General features: G+C 72.4%; 17 protein-coding genes. 10 read left to right on the top strand and 7 right to left on the bottom strand.

Features of this window, described 5'->3' with window-relative positions:
- The first annotated feature begins 19 nt into the window (after positions 1 to 19).
- Positions 20 to 991: a hypothetical protein gene (locus ABGB14_RS27830; protein WP_347646767.1), complete on the top strand. Its 972-nt coding sequence runs from the start codon at positions 20 to 22 to the stop codon at positions 989 to 991.
- A 182-nt stretch (positions 992 to 1,173) separates the two neighbouring features.
- On the opposite strand, the gene msrB is transcribed toward ABGB14_RS27830, so the two are convergent.
- On the bottom strand, positions 1,174 to 1,575 hold the full coding sequence (msrB, locus tag ABGB14_RS27825; protein ID WP_347646766.1) for a peptide-methionine (R)-S-oxide reductase MsrB: 402 nt from the start codon (positions 1,573 to 1,575) through the stop codon (positions 1,174 to 1,176).
- Between the two features lie 326 nt (positions 1,576 to 1,901).
- Between msrB and ligD the strand changes: the two genes are divergently transcribed.
- Positions 1,902 to 2,909: a non-homologous end-joining DNA ligase gene (gene ligD, locus ABGB14_RS27820; protein ID WP_347646765.1), complete on the top strand. Its 1,008-nt coding sequence runs from the start codon at positions 1,902 to 1,904 to the stop codon at positions 2,907 to 2,909.
- An 81-nt stretch (positions 2,910 to 2,990) separates the two neighbouring features.
- Here ligD and ABGB14_RS27815 read toward each other — a convergent pair whose 3' ends face one another.
- A complete protein-coding gene (locus tag ABGB14_RS27815) occupies positions 2,991 to 3,800 on the bottom strand; it encodes an MBL fold metallo-hydrolase (RefSeq protein WP_347646764.1) in 810 nt (269 codons plus the stop codon).
- A 179-nt stretch (positions 3,801 to 3,979) separates the two neighbouring features.
- Here ABGB14_RS27815 and ABGB14_RS27810 point away from each other — a divergent pair, with 179 nt between their 5' ends.
- Complete coding sequence (locus tag ABGB14_RS27810) at positions 3,980 to 4,438, top strand: hypothetical protein (RefSeq protein ID WP_347646763.1); 459 nt, start codon at positions 3,980 to 3,982, stop codon at positions 4,436 to 4,438.
- Position 4,439: 1 nt separating this feature from the next.
- The gene (locus ABGB14_RS27805; protein ID WP_347646762.1) at positions 4,440 to 5,126 is read left to right on the top strand and encodes a class F sortase; all 687 of its coding nucleotides are present in this window, start codon (positions 4,440 to 4,442) and stop codon (positions 5,124 to 5,126) included.
- On the opposite strand, the gene ABGB14_RS27800 is transcribed toward ABGB14_RS27805, so the two are convergent.
- A complete protein-coding gene (locus ABGB14_RS27800) occupies positions 5,127 to 7,541 on the bottom strand; it encodes an acyl-CoA dehydrogenase (protein ID WP_347646761.1) in 2,415 nt (804 codons plus the stop codon).
- A 292-nt stretch (positions 7,542 to 7,833) separates the two neighbouring features.
- Between ABGB14_RS27800 and ABGB14_RS27795 the strand changes: the two genes are divergently transcribed.
- The 4 genes from ABGB14_RS27795 to ABGB14_RS27780 all read left to right on the top strand — a co-directional run bounded on the left by ABGB14_RS27795 (position 7,834) and on the right by ABGB14_RS27780 (position 9,649).
- Positions 7,834 to 8,193 carry an RNHCP domain-containing protein gene (locus ABGB14_RS27795; protein WP_347646760.1) on the top strand — a complete coding sequence of 120 codons (360 nt, stop codon included), beginning with the start codon at positions 7,834 to 7,836 and terminating at the stop codon, positions 8,191 to 8,193.
- Positions 8,193 to 8,591 carry an RNHCP domain-containing protein gene (locus tag ABGB14_RS27790; protein WP_347646759.1) on the top strand — a complete coding sequence of 133 codons (399 nt, stop codon included), beginning with the start codon at positions 8,193 to 8,195 and terminating at the stop codon, positions 8,589 to 8,591. Before ABGB14_RS27795 ends, ABGB14_RS27790 begins: the two co-directional genes overlap by 1 nt.
- An 81-nt stretch (positions 8,592 to 8,672) precedes the next feature.
- Positions 8,673 to 9,239, top strand: a complete 567-nt coding sequence (locus tag ABGB14_RS27785; RefSeq protein WP_347646758.1) for an alpha/beta hydrolase — start codon at positions 8,673 to 8,675, stop codon at positions 9,237 to 9,239.
- Between the two features lie 20 nt (positions 9,240 to 9,259).
- Positions 9,260 to 9,649 (top strand): VOC family protein, encoded by a 390-nt coding sequence (locus ABGB14_RS27780; RefSeq protein ID WP_347646757.1) that lies wholly within the window; start codon positions 9,260 to 9,262, stop codon positions 9,647 to 9,649.
- A gap of 41 nt (positions 9,650 to 9,690) precedes the next feature.
- On the opposite strand, the gene ABGB14_RS27775 is transcribed toward ABGB14_RS27780, so the two are convergent.
- Together ABGB14_RS27775 and ABGB14_RS27770 are read right to left on the bottom strand one after the other, a co-directional pair.
- On the bottom strand, positions 9,691 to 10,566 hold the full coding sequence (locus ABGB14_RS27775) for a tetratricopeptide repeat protein (protein WP_347646756.1): 876 nt from the start codon (positions 10,564 to 10,566) through the stop codon (positions 9,691 to 9,693).
- A 19-nt stretch (positions 10,567 to 10,585) separates the two neighbouring features.
- Complete coding sequence (locus ABGB14_RS27770; RefSeq protein WP_347646755.1) at positions 10,586 to 12,019, bottom strand: aldehyde dehydrogenase family protein; 1,434 nt, start codon at positions 12,017 to 12,019, stop codon at positions 10,586 to 10,588.
- Between the two features lie 167 nt (positions 12,020 to 12,186).
- Between ABGB14_RS27770 and ABGB14_RS27765 the strand changes: the two genes are divergently transcribed.
- The gene (locus ABGB14_RS27765; RefSeq protein ID WP_347646754.1) at positions 12,187 to 13,230 is read left to right on the top strand and encodes a class I SAM-dependent methyltransferase; all 1,044 of its coding nucleotides are present in this window, start codon (positions 12,187 to 12,189) and stop codon (positions 13,228 to 13,230) included.
- Between the two features lie 48 nt (positions 13,231 to 13,278).
- Here the strand turns inward: ABGB14_RS27765 and ABGB14_RS27760 are convergent, their stop codons facing one another.
- Positions 13,279 to 14,208 (bottom strand): U32 family peptidase, encoded by a 930-nt coding sequence (locus ABGB14_RS27760; RefSeq protein ID WP_347646753.1) that lies wholly within the window; start codon positions 14,206 to 14,208, stop codon positions 13,279 to 13,281.
- Positions 14,209 to 14,413: 205 nt separating this feature from the next.
- On the opposite strand from ABGB14_RS27760, the gene pgeF reads away from it, so the two are divergent.
- Positions 14,414 to 15,121, top strand: a complete 708-nt coding sequence (pgeF, locus tag ABGB14_RS27755; RefSeq protein ID WP_347646752.1) for a peptidoglycan editing factor PgeF — start codon at positions 14,414 to 14,416, stop codon at positions 15,119 to 15,121.
- On the opposite strand, the gene ABGB14_RS27750 is transcribed toward pgeF, so the two are convergent.
- Positions 15,118 to 15,465 carry a hypothetical protein gene (locus tag ABGB14_RS27750; RefSeq protein WP_347646751.1) on the bottom strand — a complete coding sequence of 116 codons (348 nt, stop codon included), beginning with the start codon at positions 15,463 to 15,465 and terminating at the stop codon, positions 15,118 to 15,120. The genes pgeF and ABGB14_RS27750 overlap by 4 nt on opposite strands.
- Positions 15,466 to 15,480: the final 15 nt, after the last annotated feature.

Below are 15,480 nucleotides of genomic sequence, written 5' to 3'. Positions count from 1 at the left end.
AATCCCTAGTTCGTCGGGCGTGCGCGGCCCCGTACAGGGCTGGCACGTTCCAACCGCGGGCCCGTACGGGTCCGGGCAGGGAGGCGGGGTGGACGAGTCGGGCAGGCCCGGCCGGCGCGCGACCGGTCGTCATGCGGCGGGTGGTCATGCGGCGGGTGGTCAGGCGGCGGGTGGTCATGCGCTGGGGCGCGGGCGGCGGGTTCGCGGGCGGGCGGCGGCCCGCCGGCGAGGGCTGCGCGGACGGCGCGGCACCCGCAGGCGCGGGCTGCTGGTGGGTGCGATCGCGCTGGCCGGGGCGGCGGCGGTGCTCGGCGTCAACGGGACCGTCGGCGGCGTGCTGACCGCCGCCACCACCGCCGGGCGTCCCGCCGCGGCGGGAGCCGGGCCGGCCCTGCCCAGCGGCGGCGCGCGCGTGAACGGCTCGCCGGAGTCGCCCGGCAGGGCCGGCGCGGAGGAGAGGGCGGACGCCGGTGCGCGGGCCAGGGCGCGCGAGGTGCGCAGGCCCGCGCCGCCCAGAACCACCGGCGGCGGGCCGGCGCCGGAGGCGGGCGCGACCGGCGCGAGCTCTGGGGCCGAGCCCGGGCAGGTGTCGGGCGCCACCGACCCGGATGACCTGCCGGCGGGCGGTCCCGACCCCGGTGACGTCGCCGGTTACCGGGCCGACGGGCCGTCGCGGCACACGGACCGCGAGGCGGCGGAGTTCTTCCGTACGCGCTGGGGAGCCGGCGACAAGGCGCTGAAGCGGCTCAAGGACATCCGCACGGTCGGCGGATATCTGCGGATCTACACGGATCTGCCGGAGTCAGCCGGCAACTCCGCCACCGCACTGACGCTCTGCGAACGCGGCCTCGACTACCTGCGCGCCCGCGGGGTGGCCCGTCCCGTGGTGTTCGTGCAGGCGGAGTTCGGAGAGAACGGCAACCCGGTGCTGGCCAACATCCTGGGGCCGTCCGACACCAGCTGCCGGGTCACGCATCCGGCACCGGGCTGAGCCGGGCGCGGGCCGGCGCCCGGTCTAGCGCACGCGCACCCGCGTCTTGGCGCACCGCTCGCACCGCTGCGTCACCACGCGTCCTATGGTCTCGATCGTCACCCAGCGGTGGCGAAGATGGACACCACGCACACGATTCTCCTACCCGGTGCGGGCGATCAGCACGCGGTGTCGTTATGTGATCACCCCTTGGGTTCAAGGGTAAGGGAGATCGAGTTGATGCAGTACCGATCATCGGTCGGCGTCGCATAGCCCTCGCCGTGGAACACGTGCCCCAGGTGCGAGTCGCACCGGGCGCAGCGCACCTCCGTGCGCACCATCCCGAGGCTGCGGTCCTCGATGAGCTTCACCGCCTCGGAGGCGGACGGTTCGAAGAAGCTCGGCCAGCCGCAGTGCGACTCGAACTTCGTGTCGGACCGGAAGAGCTCGGCGCCGCAGGCGCGGCACGAGTAGACCCCTTCGGTCTTGGTGTCGACGTACTCCCCCGTGAACGGGCGCTCGGTGCCGGACTCCCTGAGGACCTGGTACTCCTCGGGGGACAACTGGGCCCGCCACTCGGCCTCGCTCTTGACGACCTTGTCCATGTCTCCAGAGTACGACTTCCGGCAAAAAGAGATCTCCGCCGGGGAAGCATCCTTTCTGGTGCGAATTCGCGTCTTTGTCGGCAAGGGGGTGTTCATCGCCTCCTGCCAAGGGGTGAGATCGTCCGCGGATCCCACCGAGCGGCACAGCCCACGCCCGTGCTGGCGCCGCCGGGGGATCGCCACGGCCGGCCGGGTGGCGCGCCAGCGCCCGGAACGGCGGCGGACGGTCTGGCGGCCCGTCCCGTCGAGCCCTCGGTCCCGCCACCGAGGAGGCTCCGGGACGGGCCCACCCCGCCTTGTCGGAGGAGGGGAGTAGGTTCTGTGGCATGGCATCGCCGTACATAGAACTCGAGGTGGGGGAGCGGACCGTCAAGGTCACCAACCCCGACAAGGTCTATTTTCCTGGGATCGGCGCCACCAAGCGGGAGCTGGTGGAATATTACGTGAGCGTCGGGGAGGGAGCGCTGCGGGCGCTCAAGGACCGGCCCACCAACCTGAAGCGCCACCCCGACGGCGTGCAGACCGACGCGATCTACCAGAAGCGCATGCCGCCCCGGCATCCCGACTGGCTCCAGCCGGTCACGGTGACGTTCCCGAGCGGGCGCACGGCTCAGTCGCTGCGGGTCACCGAGGTGGCCGCCATCGCCTACTGCGCCAACCTCGGCACCATCGACTTCCACCCGTGGCAGGTGCGCGCCGCCGACACCGAACACCCCGACGAGCTGCGCATCGACCTCGACCCACAGCCCGGGCTGGAGTTCGACGCGGCACGCGAGGCCGCGCTCCTCACCCGCGAGGTGCTGGCCGACCTGGGGATGGACGGGTTCGTCAAGACGTCGGGCAACCGCGGCGCCCACATCGCCGTGCGCATCGAGCCGCGCTGGGACTTCATCCAGGTGCGCCACGCCGGCATCGCCCTGGCCAGGGCCGTGGAGGAGCGTGATCCCGGCCTGGTGACCACGGCGTGGTGGAAGGAGGAGCGCGGCGAGCGGGTGTTCATCGACTACAACCAGAACGCCAGAGACCGCACGGTGGCCAGCGCCTACTCCGTCAGGGCCCGGCCGCACGCGCCCGTCTCGACGCCGCTCACCTGGGACGAGCTGGCCGACGCCGACCCGCGCGACTTCGACATCCGCACGGTGCCCGCCCGCTTCGCCGAGCTGGGCGACGTGCACGCGGGCATCGACGACCGCGCCTACTCCCTCGCGCCCCTGCTCGACCTCTACGCCCAGGACGACCGCGGCGACATGCCCTACCCGCCCAACTACCCCAAGATGCCCGGCGAGCCGATGCGGGTGCAGCCGAGCCGGGCCAGGTCCGGCAAGGAGGAATAGAGCACGCGCCCAGGCCGTGCGGCCGGCTCGTGGAGGGGAACGTCGGCCGGCTGCGGCGCCCGGCCGGTGTGTCGTGACCGATCAGCGTACGAGGTGGTGCGGGACCAGCTCGCGCACCTCGCCCCTCTCCAGGTAGACGACCTTGCCGGACAGTCCGGCCTGCTCGATGTGGTGGCGGAAGTCGTCCAGCGGCGAGCTGAACACGGTGTAGTCGTCGTAGTGCACGGGCACGACGGTGTGCGGACGGATCAGGTCCACCCAGGCTGCACCCTGCTCGCCGTCCATGGTGACCAGCATCGTGCCGAGCAGCTTCGTGCCGCCCAGGTGCACGACGGCCAGGTCGATGTCGGGGAAGCGGCGCGGGATGGCGTCGAGGCGGCGGTCGAGCAGGGTGTCGCCGCTGATGTGCATGGTCAGCTCCACCCGCTCGTCCCGGTTGCAGAACTCCAGCATCGTGCCGATCACCGGCGGCAGCAGAGCCTCGGCCGGGCCCGGCGCGTGTCTGGCCGGCAGGGCGGTGATCTTCACCAGGCCGCCGGGGCCGTGCAGCTCGTGCTGCTGCCAATGCTCCAGCCCCACGCTCGCGCGGAAGCCGCCGCGACGCAGCCGACCGGCCGCCGCGGTCGTCGTGATGATCGGCGTCGCCTTGTCCAGGCCCTTGCGAGCCACCCGGTCCCAGTGGTCGCCGTGCATGTGGGACAGCACCACCGCGTCGAGCGGCGGCAGATCCTCGATCTCGACGGCGGGGTCGGTGAGGCGGCGCGAGGCCAGACCGTAGCCGAGGTAGGCGAGCTGTCCCCGGTGCAGGAAGTTGGGATCCGTCAGCAGCGTGAAGCCGTTGTAGCGGATCAGCACGGTCGCGTTGCCGATGAACTGCAGGCTGCCCTTCACGGCGGCTCACCCCTGACCTTCGTCCCCTTTACGACCTTTTCTCCTGCCACCTCAGAAAGATCCCAAACCCTCCGTGTCCGGTCGGTTTCACTTCGATCACATAACTTGACTCCCGATCTAATAGTTCGCAAGGCTCTCTTGTGCATCGGGGGACGTCCAACCGATCTTGGAGCCTTCACATGGCAAGAGCGCGACGTCTCGTGGCCGGCGCGATGGCCGCCTTCGCGATCGCGGGCGCGAGCCTGGCAGCAGGCCTCAGCCCTGCCTCCGCCTCCGCCTCGTCCGATGATCTGCTGCCGGTCGAGCTGCCCACCTGCCTCCTCCCGCTGCCGATCCTCTGCGACGAGCCCTCCGGCGATCCCGTGCCCGAGCCGGGGCCGGACGAGCACGGGTCCGAGGAGTCCTGGTCGCACGAGCCGAAACCGGCCGATTCCTGGCCGGGAACGGTGGAGTCCGGCGACCCCTGGCGTCCGGCCGCCGAACACGAGCACCGGGTTCCCGAGGGGCATCCGGAGACCGGTGGCGGCGCGCTCGCGCCGGGCGGGCCGGTGTGGCCGTTCGCCCTGGGCGGGACGGCGCTGCTGGCCGGGGCCGGGCTGGCCGGGCTCGCCATCCGGCGCCGCAGGGGTGTCGCCTAGGGTGGCCGGACCCGCGGAGGGCCGCGCGCCGGGACAGCGGTCGATCGTGCTGGTCGCGACGGTCGTGTCGCTGGCCGGAGTGCTGCTGATCGGGCTCGGGCTCAGCGGCATCGTGGGCGACCGGCCGGAGCCCGCCGCCGTACGTCACGAGTCGCCGGCACCGACCAGCGGCGTGCTCCTCAAGGACGTGCCGCTGTCCGAGGTGGCCGAGCCCATGCGGGCCGCCCGGCCCACGGCCGTCTACATCCCGTCCATCGGTGTGGCAGCCCCGCTCATGGAGTTGGGCCTGGACGCCGGCGGCGCCATCGAGAACCCGCCGTTCGACCCGCCGAACCGGGCCGGCTGGTACCGCTACGGGCCCGTCCCCGGCCAGCGCGGCGCAGCCGTGATCACCGGCCACCTGGACACCAGGACCGGCCCCGCCGTCTTCGCGAGCCTGAAGAAGGTCAAGCGCGGCGACCAGGTGCAGGTGCTGCGCGCCGACCGCTCGGTGGCCGTCTTCGTCGTCGACAAGGTCGAGCACACCCCGAAGCGCCGCTTCCCCGCGAAGAAGGTCTACGCCAGGCTCTCCTACCCGGGGTTGCGGCTGGTGACCTGTGGTGGGGCGTTCGACCGGCGGGCGCACAGCTATGAGGACAACACGATCGTGTACGCGCACCTGGCGGCGCCGTACTATCCCGGAAGCTGATCACGGGTCGCGCGGCAGGCCGAGCGCGCGCTCGGCGACGATGTTGAGCTGCACCTCCGTCGTGCCGCCGCCGATCGTGAACGCGCGGGTGGCGAGGATCATGCGGTTCCAGTGCCGGTCCGCCGGGGCCAGCGACCAGCAGAACTCCGAGATCGCCTGCGCGTGCCGCATGCCGAGCAGCTTGCGCACGCTGGACGCGGTCCCCGGATCCCCGCCGGGCACGCGGCGGCTCGATCCGGCCCCGTCGCGGCCGGCGGCGGACAACTTCTGGAGGGTGGCGCGCAGGCCGAGCGCCGAGATGGCCTGGCCCTCCGCCCACAGCCGGCCGGCCTGCTCCCGCTGCGACTGCCGGAGCGGGGGCAGCCTCGTGATGAGCTCGGCCATGTCGGTGTGCTGGGAACCCGGGCCCCACGAGTCGCCCAGCGCGACGCGTTCGTGGGAGAGCGTGTCGCGGGCCACCCGCCAGCCCGCGTCCACCTCGCCGACGACAAGGTCGTCCGGTACGAACACGCCGTCGAGGAAGACCTCGTTGAAGACCTCCGCACCGTTGATCTCCTTGAGCGGTCGTACGGTGATGCCCGGCGAAGCCATGTCCACCAGAAAGCACGTGATGCCGTCATGTTTTGATTTGTCGGGAGAAGTCCGGGCCAGGCAGATGCCCCAGTGGGCGTGCTGCGCGAGGGACGTCCAGATCTTCTGACCGTTCAGCGCCCAGCCGCCCTCCACCCGGGCGGCCTTCGTGGACAGCCCGGCCAGGTCGGATCCCGCGCCCGGCTCGCTGAAGAGCTGGCACCACACGATCTCTCCGGCGAACGTGCCCGGCAGGAAACGTTCCTGCTGCTCGCGGCTGCCGTACCGGACGACGGAAGGGACCGCCCAGGCGGCGATGCCCAGGTTCGGCCGCCCGAGGTCGCGGAACTCCTGGTGGATGATCACCTGTTCGAGCGGTGTGGCGTCCCTGCCCCACGGCCGGGGGAGGTGCGGCATCATCCAGCCTTCTCGCGCGAGCCGGTCGCGCCGTTCCGCCGGGCTCGCCGCGCGCAGCGACCGGGCCTGCGCCCTGATGGTGTCCCTGACGGCGGCGGCCTCCTCGGGCAGGTCCGGCTCCATCCGGCGACGTGCCCCCGACACCGCGAGCCCGGCCACCTCCTCGGCCCACGGCCCGGGATCTCCCGCCAGCATCCGGCCGGACAGGGCTCGGCGGTAGTAGCGGTGCGCGTCGTGCTCGAAGGTGTAGCCGATGCCGCCCAGCACCTGGATCGTGTCCGCCGTGCACCGTACCGCCGCATCCGGCCCGAGCACGGCCGCCACCCCTACCGCCAGCCTGACCTCGCCCCCAAGGGCAGGCACCCCACCGTCCCCTCTCGCGTCGGCCCTGCTCGCGTCGTCGCGGTTCGTGTCACTGCGGGCCGCGCCGTCCATGGTCCGGGCGCCGTCCATGGCTCTGGCGGCATCCCACACGGCGGCACGGGCCTGCTCCAGAGCCACCAGGGCGGCGGCCACCCGGTGTTTGACTCCTTGGAACTGCCCGATGGGCCGCCCGAACTGCTCGCGCACCTTGGCGTGCTCGGCCGCCGTCGTGACCGCCCACGCGGCGACGCCGCACGCGTCGGCCCCGAGCAGCACCGCCGCGATCTCCCGTACCGGTACGCCGTCCAGCACCCGCCCGGCAGCCATCCGGTCCGCGGGCATGGAACGGCCCGCCGGCCGGTCGTTCGCCGTCGGGACGGAGGGGACCGGGCCGTCGACCGTACGGCCGGCGGGTGCGGCCCGCACGGTGACGGAACAGTGCTCCCTGTCGAGATCCACGCCGTCCACGGGCTCGGCGACGACGCCGGCGCGGTCCAGCACCGCCCATGTGCCTCCGCCGGCCGGGACGAGGAAGAGGTCGGCCGTCGCCGGCCCCAGCGCGAGAAGGCCACTGCCGGAGGCCGGCCCCGAGGTCGGCCCCGAGGTCGGCCCCGCGGCCGGTCGGTCAGGCGTCGCGGCGGCGGTCGGCCGGGTGGGTGAGACGGCTGCGGGCGGCGTGGTGGAGGGCGGTGTGATGGGGGGCCCTGAAATGGGAGGCCCTGTGATGGGGGGCAGGGTGGGCAGCACGACGGTGGCGGTCGAGGAGCCGTCGGCGAGTGCCCGGAGCAGGTCCTGTCCTTCGCCGTACCCGCCGGCGCCCGCCCAGGCGAGCGCCGCCGACACCACGACCGTCGGCAGGTAGGCGCCGGTGACCCGCTGTTCGCCCAGCGCTTCGAGGGCGACGCACAACTCCAGCAGCCCGTATCCCTGTCCGCCCACCTCCTCGGGCAGGTGCAGGCCCAGCAGGCCCTGACCGGCCAGCGCGGCGTGGCCGGACGACCGCCCGGCGAACCCTCGTACGGAGTCGGCGAGCGCCTGGTGTTCCTCGGTCAGCCCGATGCCCATGCGCACGAATCTAGAACGTTATTCGGCCGGCGAAAACCATTCGCGGCCGCCGGGCCACGACCGTTACTCTCGCTGCTGTCCTGACAGTGACGTCTGTGGGCCGCCGTGCCCAGGAAACGGGGGGATGAATGCCTGCCGTCGCGCCACGCGCGCCTCGCCGTACCACGGGCGGCTCCTGCTTCTGAGGTCTGCTCTGACCTGCCGGACCGCCTGCCGTATCCAGCGTGCCCGCGAGGCCCGCTTGGCGCACCTTGCTGCTCTTTCGTGATCCACTCGGCAAGGAGTTCCCAGGTTGTCCACCCATCGTTCCGTTACGACCACTGAGACGTTCCCATGCGTGCGCTGCGGCCTGACCGTGGCCGCGAACGCGCCCGACGGCACCCGGCGCAACCACTGCCCGAGCTGCCTGCACTCGCAGCACGTGCTCGACCACGTGGAAGGCGGCCCGTCGGAGTGCGGGTCGCGGATGATCCCGATCTCGATCGCCGTCCTGCGCACCGGCGACTGGATGCTCATCCACCGCTGCACCAGGTGCGGTGAGCTGACGTCCAACCCCATCTGCGGGGACGACAACCAGCTCATCCTCATGCGCATGGCCGTACGCCCGCTGGCGCAGCCGCCGTTCCCGCTCGAAGCGTTCGGCGACCTCTGATGCCGCGCAGGAGAACGGAGCGTGAACGGCCGCAACGGCGCAAGGCACACCATCGGGCACCCGGCGACGCGTTCCGCTGCGTCGGGTGCCGCCTCGACGTGCCGGTGATCGCGCCGGGCACCGCGCACCGCAACCACTGCCCGCACTGCCTGACCAGCCTGCACGTCGACCACCGGGTCCCCGGCGACAGGCGGGCCGCCTGCCGGGGCCGGATGGCGGCGCTGAGCGTCAGCGTCCGCCAGGACGGGGAGTGGCTGATCATCCATCACTGCCAGTCCTGCGGCGAGCTCAGCGCCAACCGCATCGCGGGCGACGACAACGCGCTGGCGCTGCTGCGCATCGCCATCCGCCCGCTGTACGACACCCGCCTGCCGGTCAGCGCCCTGCTGGCCCTCTGACGGGTCCGCGACCAGGGCCTCCGTACCTCGCCCTTACGGAGGCCCCCGCGTCCTGCCGGCCCGTGGCATCAGGCTTCCCGCGTGGTCAGCGAACACGATCTGAACCTCGGCGACGGCCGCACCCTCCACGTGTATGACACGGGCCCGGCAGCGGCCGGCGATGGGCCGGTCGCCGACGAGCTGGGCATCGGCAGGTTCGCGGTGATGGGCCATTCCGGGGGCGGCTCGCACGCTCTGGCCTGCGCGGCCCTGCTGCCCGATCGGGTACGGGCCGTGGTCGACGTGTCAGGGCCGGCCCCGTACGGCGCGCAGGGTCTCGACTGGTTCGCGGGCATGTCGGTTTCCGGCCGGGCGTCCCTGCGCGCCGCCGTCATGGGCCGCGCGGCGAAGGAACGGCACGAGGCGGCGGCCGCATACGACCCGGAGATGTTCACCCGGCGGATCACGACGCGCTGGGCGGCGACTGGTCGTGGTTCGGCAGCGTGGTCGGGCCGGCGGTGGAGCTCTGGCTGCTTTCCGGTGAAGGTCACATCTCCGCCCTGCGCACCGGCGAGGCCGCCCTGGGATGGCCGGCCGCGCACGCCGCGTGACCCCGGCGCGGCTCCCCCGGCAAGCCGGGCTACCCGGAGACGGGGCTTCCGGCGGTGAGGGCGGGTAGAGGCAGGGGCATGGAGGTGCTGAGCAGCCGGATCCTGCTGCGGCCGAACGATCTCGACCGCAGCCGCCGCTTCTACGCCGAGACGCTCGGGCTGGCCGTCTACCGCGAGTTCGGCCCGCCCGACCATCCGGGTGTCGTGTTCTTCCTCGGCCAGGGGTTCCTGGAGCTGTCCGGCAGTGGCAGTGGCAGTGGCGGAGGTCCGGGGATGTCGCTCTGGTTGCAGGTGCGCGACGTGGCGGCCGAGGAGGAGCGGTTGCGGCGGGCGGGAGTGACCGTCCTGCGCGAGGCCCGCACCGAGCCGTGGGGGCTCATCGAGACGTGGATCGCCGACCCCGACGGTCATCGCATCGTGCTGGTGCAGGTGCCGCCCGGCCATCCCCTGCGCCGCGACCCCCGCTGACCAGGTCCGGTCGCCGAAGCCGCCGAACTCAGTCGCCGAACTCAGTCGCCGAACTCCAGGTGCAGGGCCTGGGAGAAGTCGGCCACCGCCTCCTCGTGGCGGTCCAGCTCCTGCAGGATCTCGCCCCGCACCCGGTAGGCCCAGATGTAGTCGGCGTCCAGCTCGATCGCCCGGTTCAGGTCCTTCAACGCCGCCTCGTCGTCGCCCATCTCGCTCAGCACGGCGCCCCGGCTGCCGTAGGCGCGGTCGTTCTCCGGGTCCAGCTCCAGCGCGCGGTTGAGGTCGGCCAGCGCCTCGTCGTACCGGTCGGTCATGCGGTACGCCTCGCCCCTCCTGCTCAGCGCGCGCACGTACTCGGGGTCGGCCTCCAGCGCCTTCGTGTAGTCGTCGATGGCCTCGGCGTACAGGTTGATCCGCTGGTACAGGTCGCCGCGGGCCACCCAGGAGTAGGCCAGGTCCTCGTCCAAGGCGATGATCTTCGCGTGCTCGGCCAGGGCCTCGTCGATCCGGTCCAGGCCCACTAGGGCGTCCGCCTTCGCCTCCAGGATCCACAACGAGCCGGGGGAGAGGGTGAGCGCGTGCTCGAAGTCGGCCATGGCGTCGTCCAGGCGGTCGAGCGCGGCGTAGGTCTGGCCCCGCGAGCCGAGGGCGTACGCGCTGTCCGGCTCCAGCTTCAGCGCCTCGTCGAAGTCCTCCAGCGCGGCGTCGTACCGTTCGATGATGCGGTGGCTCTCGCCGCGCAGCCGCCAGGCGCGGGCGTTGTCCGGCGCCAGCGTGATCGCCTCGGTCAGGTCCGCGATCGCGGCGTCGTGCCGCGACAGGGCGATGTACGACTCCGCGCGGCTGCGCAGCACCGACGCGCGCGACTGGGCGGCCGCCTCCGACAGCCCGGACTCTTCCTTGATCCCCTCGCTCATGGGAGGTAAATCTATCCGACTAGATCTGGATAATGGCCGCCTTCTCGCGGGTGAACTCGAGCACCGAGTCGTGGCCGTACCCGCTGTCCTTCACGCCGCCGAACGGGAGCCCCGGCGGCATCTGGCGGAAGGTGTTCACCCACACCGTGCCGCTGCGCAGATCGCGCACGAAGCGGTGCGCGCGGCCGAGGTCGCGCGTCCACACGCCGGCCGCCAGCCCGTACGGAGAGTCGTTCGCGATGGCCAGCGCCTCCTCGTCCGACCCGAACGGGATGGCCACCGCCACCGGCCCGAAGATCTCCTCCTGGCAGACGCGCAGCGCGTTGTCCGTGGTGGTGTAGAGGGTGGGCTCGACCCAGTAGCCGCCGGGCAGGCCGGGCACCACGTCGGCGCCGGTCCGGCCGCCGAAGACGCGTTCGGCGCCCTCCTTCTCGGCCAGTTCGAGGTACGACGTCACGCGCTCGTACTGGCCGGCGGAGACGATCGGCCCCATCGTGGTCCGCAGGTCGAGCGGGTCGTCCAGGACGAGGCCCGCGCAGATGTGCTTGATGCGGCCGAGCATCTCGTCCCAGATCGAGTGGTGGACGAGGATGCGCGAGCCGGCCACGCACACCTGGCCGGCGTTGCCGGTGTACACGGAGTTCACGGTCACGCCCTGGGCGGCCGCGTCCAGGTCGGCGTCGGGGAAGACGATGTTGGGCGACTTCCCGCCCAGCTCGAACGTCATCGGCTTCAGCGCGTCGGCGGAGGCGCGCGTGATCGCCTGGCCGGTCGCGGTCGATCCGGTGAGGCTGACCTTGCCGACGCCGCGGTGGCGCACGAGGGCGTCTCCGACGTCCTCGCCCAGGCCGCTGACGATGTTCAGCACGCCGGGCGGGAACACGTCCGCGAGCAGCTCGCCGAGTCGCAGCACGGAGGCGCTCGCCTGCTCCGCGGGTTTGACGATGACCGTGTTGCCGGCGGCCAGCGCGTAGGCGGCCTTGGCCGAGAAGGTCGAGATGGGGGAGTTCCACGGGATGATGCAGACCACCACGCCGTAGGGCTCGCGCCGGGTCAGCCCGAACGTGTCGGGGCCGAGCAGGACGGTGTCGCCCTTGACCGCGTCGAGGCACTGCCCGGCGGCGAGCTGCCACAGGTACGCCATGCCCGGCAGGTCCCGTTTGAGGGTGTCGCGCAGGATCCTGCCGTTGTCGCGGGTCTCCAGCCGGGCCAGATCCCCGGCGTGGCGGCCGAACAGCTCGGAGACCTTGCGCAGGACGTGTGCCCTGGCCGCGGCGGGCAGGCTCGACCAGGCGGGCGACGCCTGCTCGGCCGCAGCCACGGCGGCCTGCGCCTCGGCGGCGCCGCCGGCCGGGATGCGGGCCCACACCTCGCCGGTGGCCGGGTTGACCGAGTCGATCGTCCGGGTGGCGGCCACCAGCTCGCCCCCGATGAGATTCCGATAGTCAGCCACGCGCCCAAGCATATGCTTGCTTGGATAGGGAGGCCAGCGCGACGGACGGAAGGCACGTACGCCAAAGATCACGTAAAGCGCTCGAACCTGGACGCATTAGGTCGTCTCCGTTAGGGCAGAACGCCCGCAGGGTGGTGGAGATGACAAAAAAATTGCTAGGCCGACTGATGTACGGCAAACGGTACAACCGCGTTCCCTGGGGCCAGCGGGTCTACGTCCGGCCCGGTGAGCGGCTGATCAGGGAGGTGCAGTGGAAGCGGCTGATCAGGAACGCCCCGATCATGCCGCTGGCCGACTATGAGCGCAGCAGGCCGCTGGGCGAGATCGAGGAATTCCTGACCTGCATGATGTGCGGCGAGTCCCGCCAGCAACCGCTCTTCGAGCCCACCGGAGGCAACGGCTGGCGCTATCACGTCGTCCGCTGCCCCTCCTGCGGCTTCCTCTACCGCAACCCGAACGTCCGCCCCGAACGCCTCGGCGACCTGTACGCCACCGGCTACAACTCGTTCCTGACCGGCAAGTACGCCGCCAACCGGCAGCGCCGCTACGACCTGACCATGAAGGCGTTCTCGCCGGTCTTCGACGAGGGCAAGGAGCGGCGGCTGCTCGACTTCGGCTCGGGGGTCGGCCTGTTCCTCGAACTGGCCGAGCAGCGCGGGTTCGAGGCCTTCGGGGTGGACCTGTCGCCCGAGTCCGTCGCCCAGGCGAACGAGCGGCTCAGCAAGGCGAGAACCTTCCACGGCGCGCCCGAGGACGTGCCGGAGATCGCCGCAGGCGGGTTCGACGTGATCACCCTCTGGTCGGTGCTCGCGCACCTGCCCAGGCCGCTGGACGACTTCGCGAAGTTCCGCAGCCTGCTCGCACCCGGCGGGGTGCTGCTCATCCTGACCGTCAACGCCCGGTCGCTGCTGCTCAAGGCGTACGGGAACGGGTGGAGCGGCTTCACCAAGAACCACCTGATGTTCTACTCCTCCGAGACCGTGCCCACGCTGCTGCGCCGCACCGGCTTCGCGGGCGTCGCCTTCGCCCCGCACTACGGCGACACGATCGAGGCGGGCACCACCGCCCTGCCGGAGGACCTGCGCCGGCGGCTGCGCCGCAACGTGGAGCTCAGCGACGGCGGCAACATGATGCGCGTGCTGGCCTTCGCCGACGAGGAGGCGATCGGCCGCTGGGGCGGCGGCCCGCTCACGGTCCACCGGTTCGGCTGAACCGCCGCCGCACGGCCATGGGCTCGGGACGTGCCGCACTGGGGCCGCTCAGACCACCGGCACGCCCAGGTCGGCCGCGGGCCCGCCGGCCGGCCGCTGCAGCTCGGGGTCGAGCTGCTCGATCAGCCGCCGCACCAGCGCCGCCCGGCGCACCCGCTCGCGGCCCAGCTCCTTCGGCACCACGCCGAGGTGCCCGCCCGACGGGTAGATGTTCGGTGCGTTCCGCAGCCCCATCTTGAGATAGACAGGGGCCGCGGCGCGTACGATCTCGACCGCCTCGTAGAAGCGTACGAACCCGCCCTGGTCGTCGGGCACCTCCAGGTAGAGGTCGATCGGCAGCCGGGTGGCGGCCCTGATCTCGGCCAGGTGCGGCACGGTCAGGTCGGTGCCGACGTTGACCGTGGTCGCGCCCAGGCGCTCGTAGACCGCCGCGGTGGGCGCGTTGGTGAGCGGCATCAGCACGGACGTCTTCAGCACCAGGCCGGCCGGCAGCGTGCCGTCCTCCTTGAGCTCCCGCAGCACCTCCAGCACGCCCAGGTCGCCGACGAGCAGGCTGCGGATGCCGAGCGAGCAGGCCCGCAGGGCGTCGGCCACGCACGCCGCCACCATGGCGTTCCCGCGCGCCGCCGCGCTCACGGCCTGCGTCAGCTTGGCCTGCCCGCCCGTGTCCCAGGCGGCCCTCGGGCCGAGGAACAGGTTCACCTCCATGCCGCGCTCGGCGCCGATCAGCGCCATCCGCGCGATCTCGGCGTCGGTCAGCATCATCACGCCGCTGCCCTGCGAGGTCCTGGCGACCGGCACGCCGAGCCTGTCGGCCTCCGCGACGACCGCCTCCAGCACCTCAGGCCCCTCGACGCTGGGGATCTCGAACCGGTAGGGGGCGCCGTCCGCGAACCGGGCCGCCGAGGGGACGGCGGCCCGCACCACCGGGTGCCCGAGCCCGGCCATCAGCGCGTGCAGGTCGGCGAGGCTGGTCATCGGGGTCTCCTCCCGCGTAGCTCCGCGCCCGGCCGGTGCCGCCCTGGCCGGTCCGCGGGTCCATGTGGCCGGCCGCTCCACGCACGGGCGGCCGGTGCGCCGTGCCGGGGGGAATCCCAGGTCCGTACGCGCTGCCACGGTAGCTCACCTGCCGCGCGGGCGGCCGGAGCGTCCCGCCGCCCGGCCCTGCCTCTAAGATCGAGGCATGCTGCTGGCCCCTGGAGTGCATGTCGCCGTCACCGATCGGCACGGAGGGGTCAGCGCCCCGCCCTACGGTTCGCGCAATCTCGGCGGGATGGTCGGCGACGATCCGGCGGCCGTGCGGGCCAACCGCGCGGCCCTGGCGGCCGAGCTGCGGGTGCGCGCCGTGGTCTTCATGCGCCAGGTTCACGGCACCGACGTCGCCTTCGTGAGCGAGCCGTTCGGCGACGAGCCGCCCGCGCTCGACGGGGTGTTCACCACCGAGCCGGGGCTGGCGCTGGCCTCGCTCGGGGCGGACTGCCCGGCGGTGCTGGTGGCCGACCCGGTGGCGCGGCTGGTCGGCGCCGCGCATTCGGGCCGCCCGGGCACCGAGGCGGGCATCGCGACCGCCCTGGTGGAGGCGATGGCGGGCAAGGGCGCCGACCCGGCGCGGATGGTCGCGCTGGTCGGGCCGGGCGCCTGCGGCCGCTGCTACGAGGTGCCGGCCGAGCTGCGCGAGCGGGTGGCGGGGAAGGTGCCGCAGACGTGGTCGACGACGTCGTGGCAGACGCCCGCGCTCGACCTGCGCGCCGGGATCGAGGCCCAGCTGCGGGCGGCGGGGGTGGCGGACGTGCGCCATGACGCGCGCTGCACGATCGAGTCGGAGGAGCTCTATTCCCACCGCCGGGAGGCGCCCGGCGGCAGGTTCGCCGGGCTCATCTGGCTGGCCTAGCCCTTCTTGCGGGAGCCGTTGAAGAGCGCGTTCACGATGATGATGCCGAGCCAGACCGGGATCAGATAGGACGCGCGGGCGTCTCCGAGCAGCACGAACACGAGGGTGAGCAGCGTGCCCAGGCTGAGCGAGACGATCGCCAGGGCCAGCCGCTGCGCGTCGCTGGGGCCCGAGGCGGGGGCCGGCTGCCGGCCCTGCGGCGACGCGGCCAGGCGCTCGTCCACCCTCCGGTCGATCTCCTGGCCCATCTTGTCGAGGAACGACTCCACGACGGCGTCTTCGAAGTCAGGCCCGAGATCGCGGCGGGCGGACACGGCTGCCTTCAGCTCATCGCCAGTAGTCATGTATCGAGATATAAC

It is taken from the genome of Nonomuraea sp. B10E15, from assembly GCF_039871615.1.
In the GTDB taxonomy this organism is placed as follows: Bacteria; Actinomycetota; Actinomycetes; order Streptosporangiales; family Streptosporangiaceae; genus Nonomuraea.
Note: the sequence above shows the minus strand (reverse complement) of the source record. Positions and strands in the feature narration are given on the sequence as shown.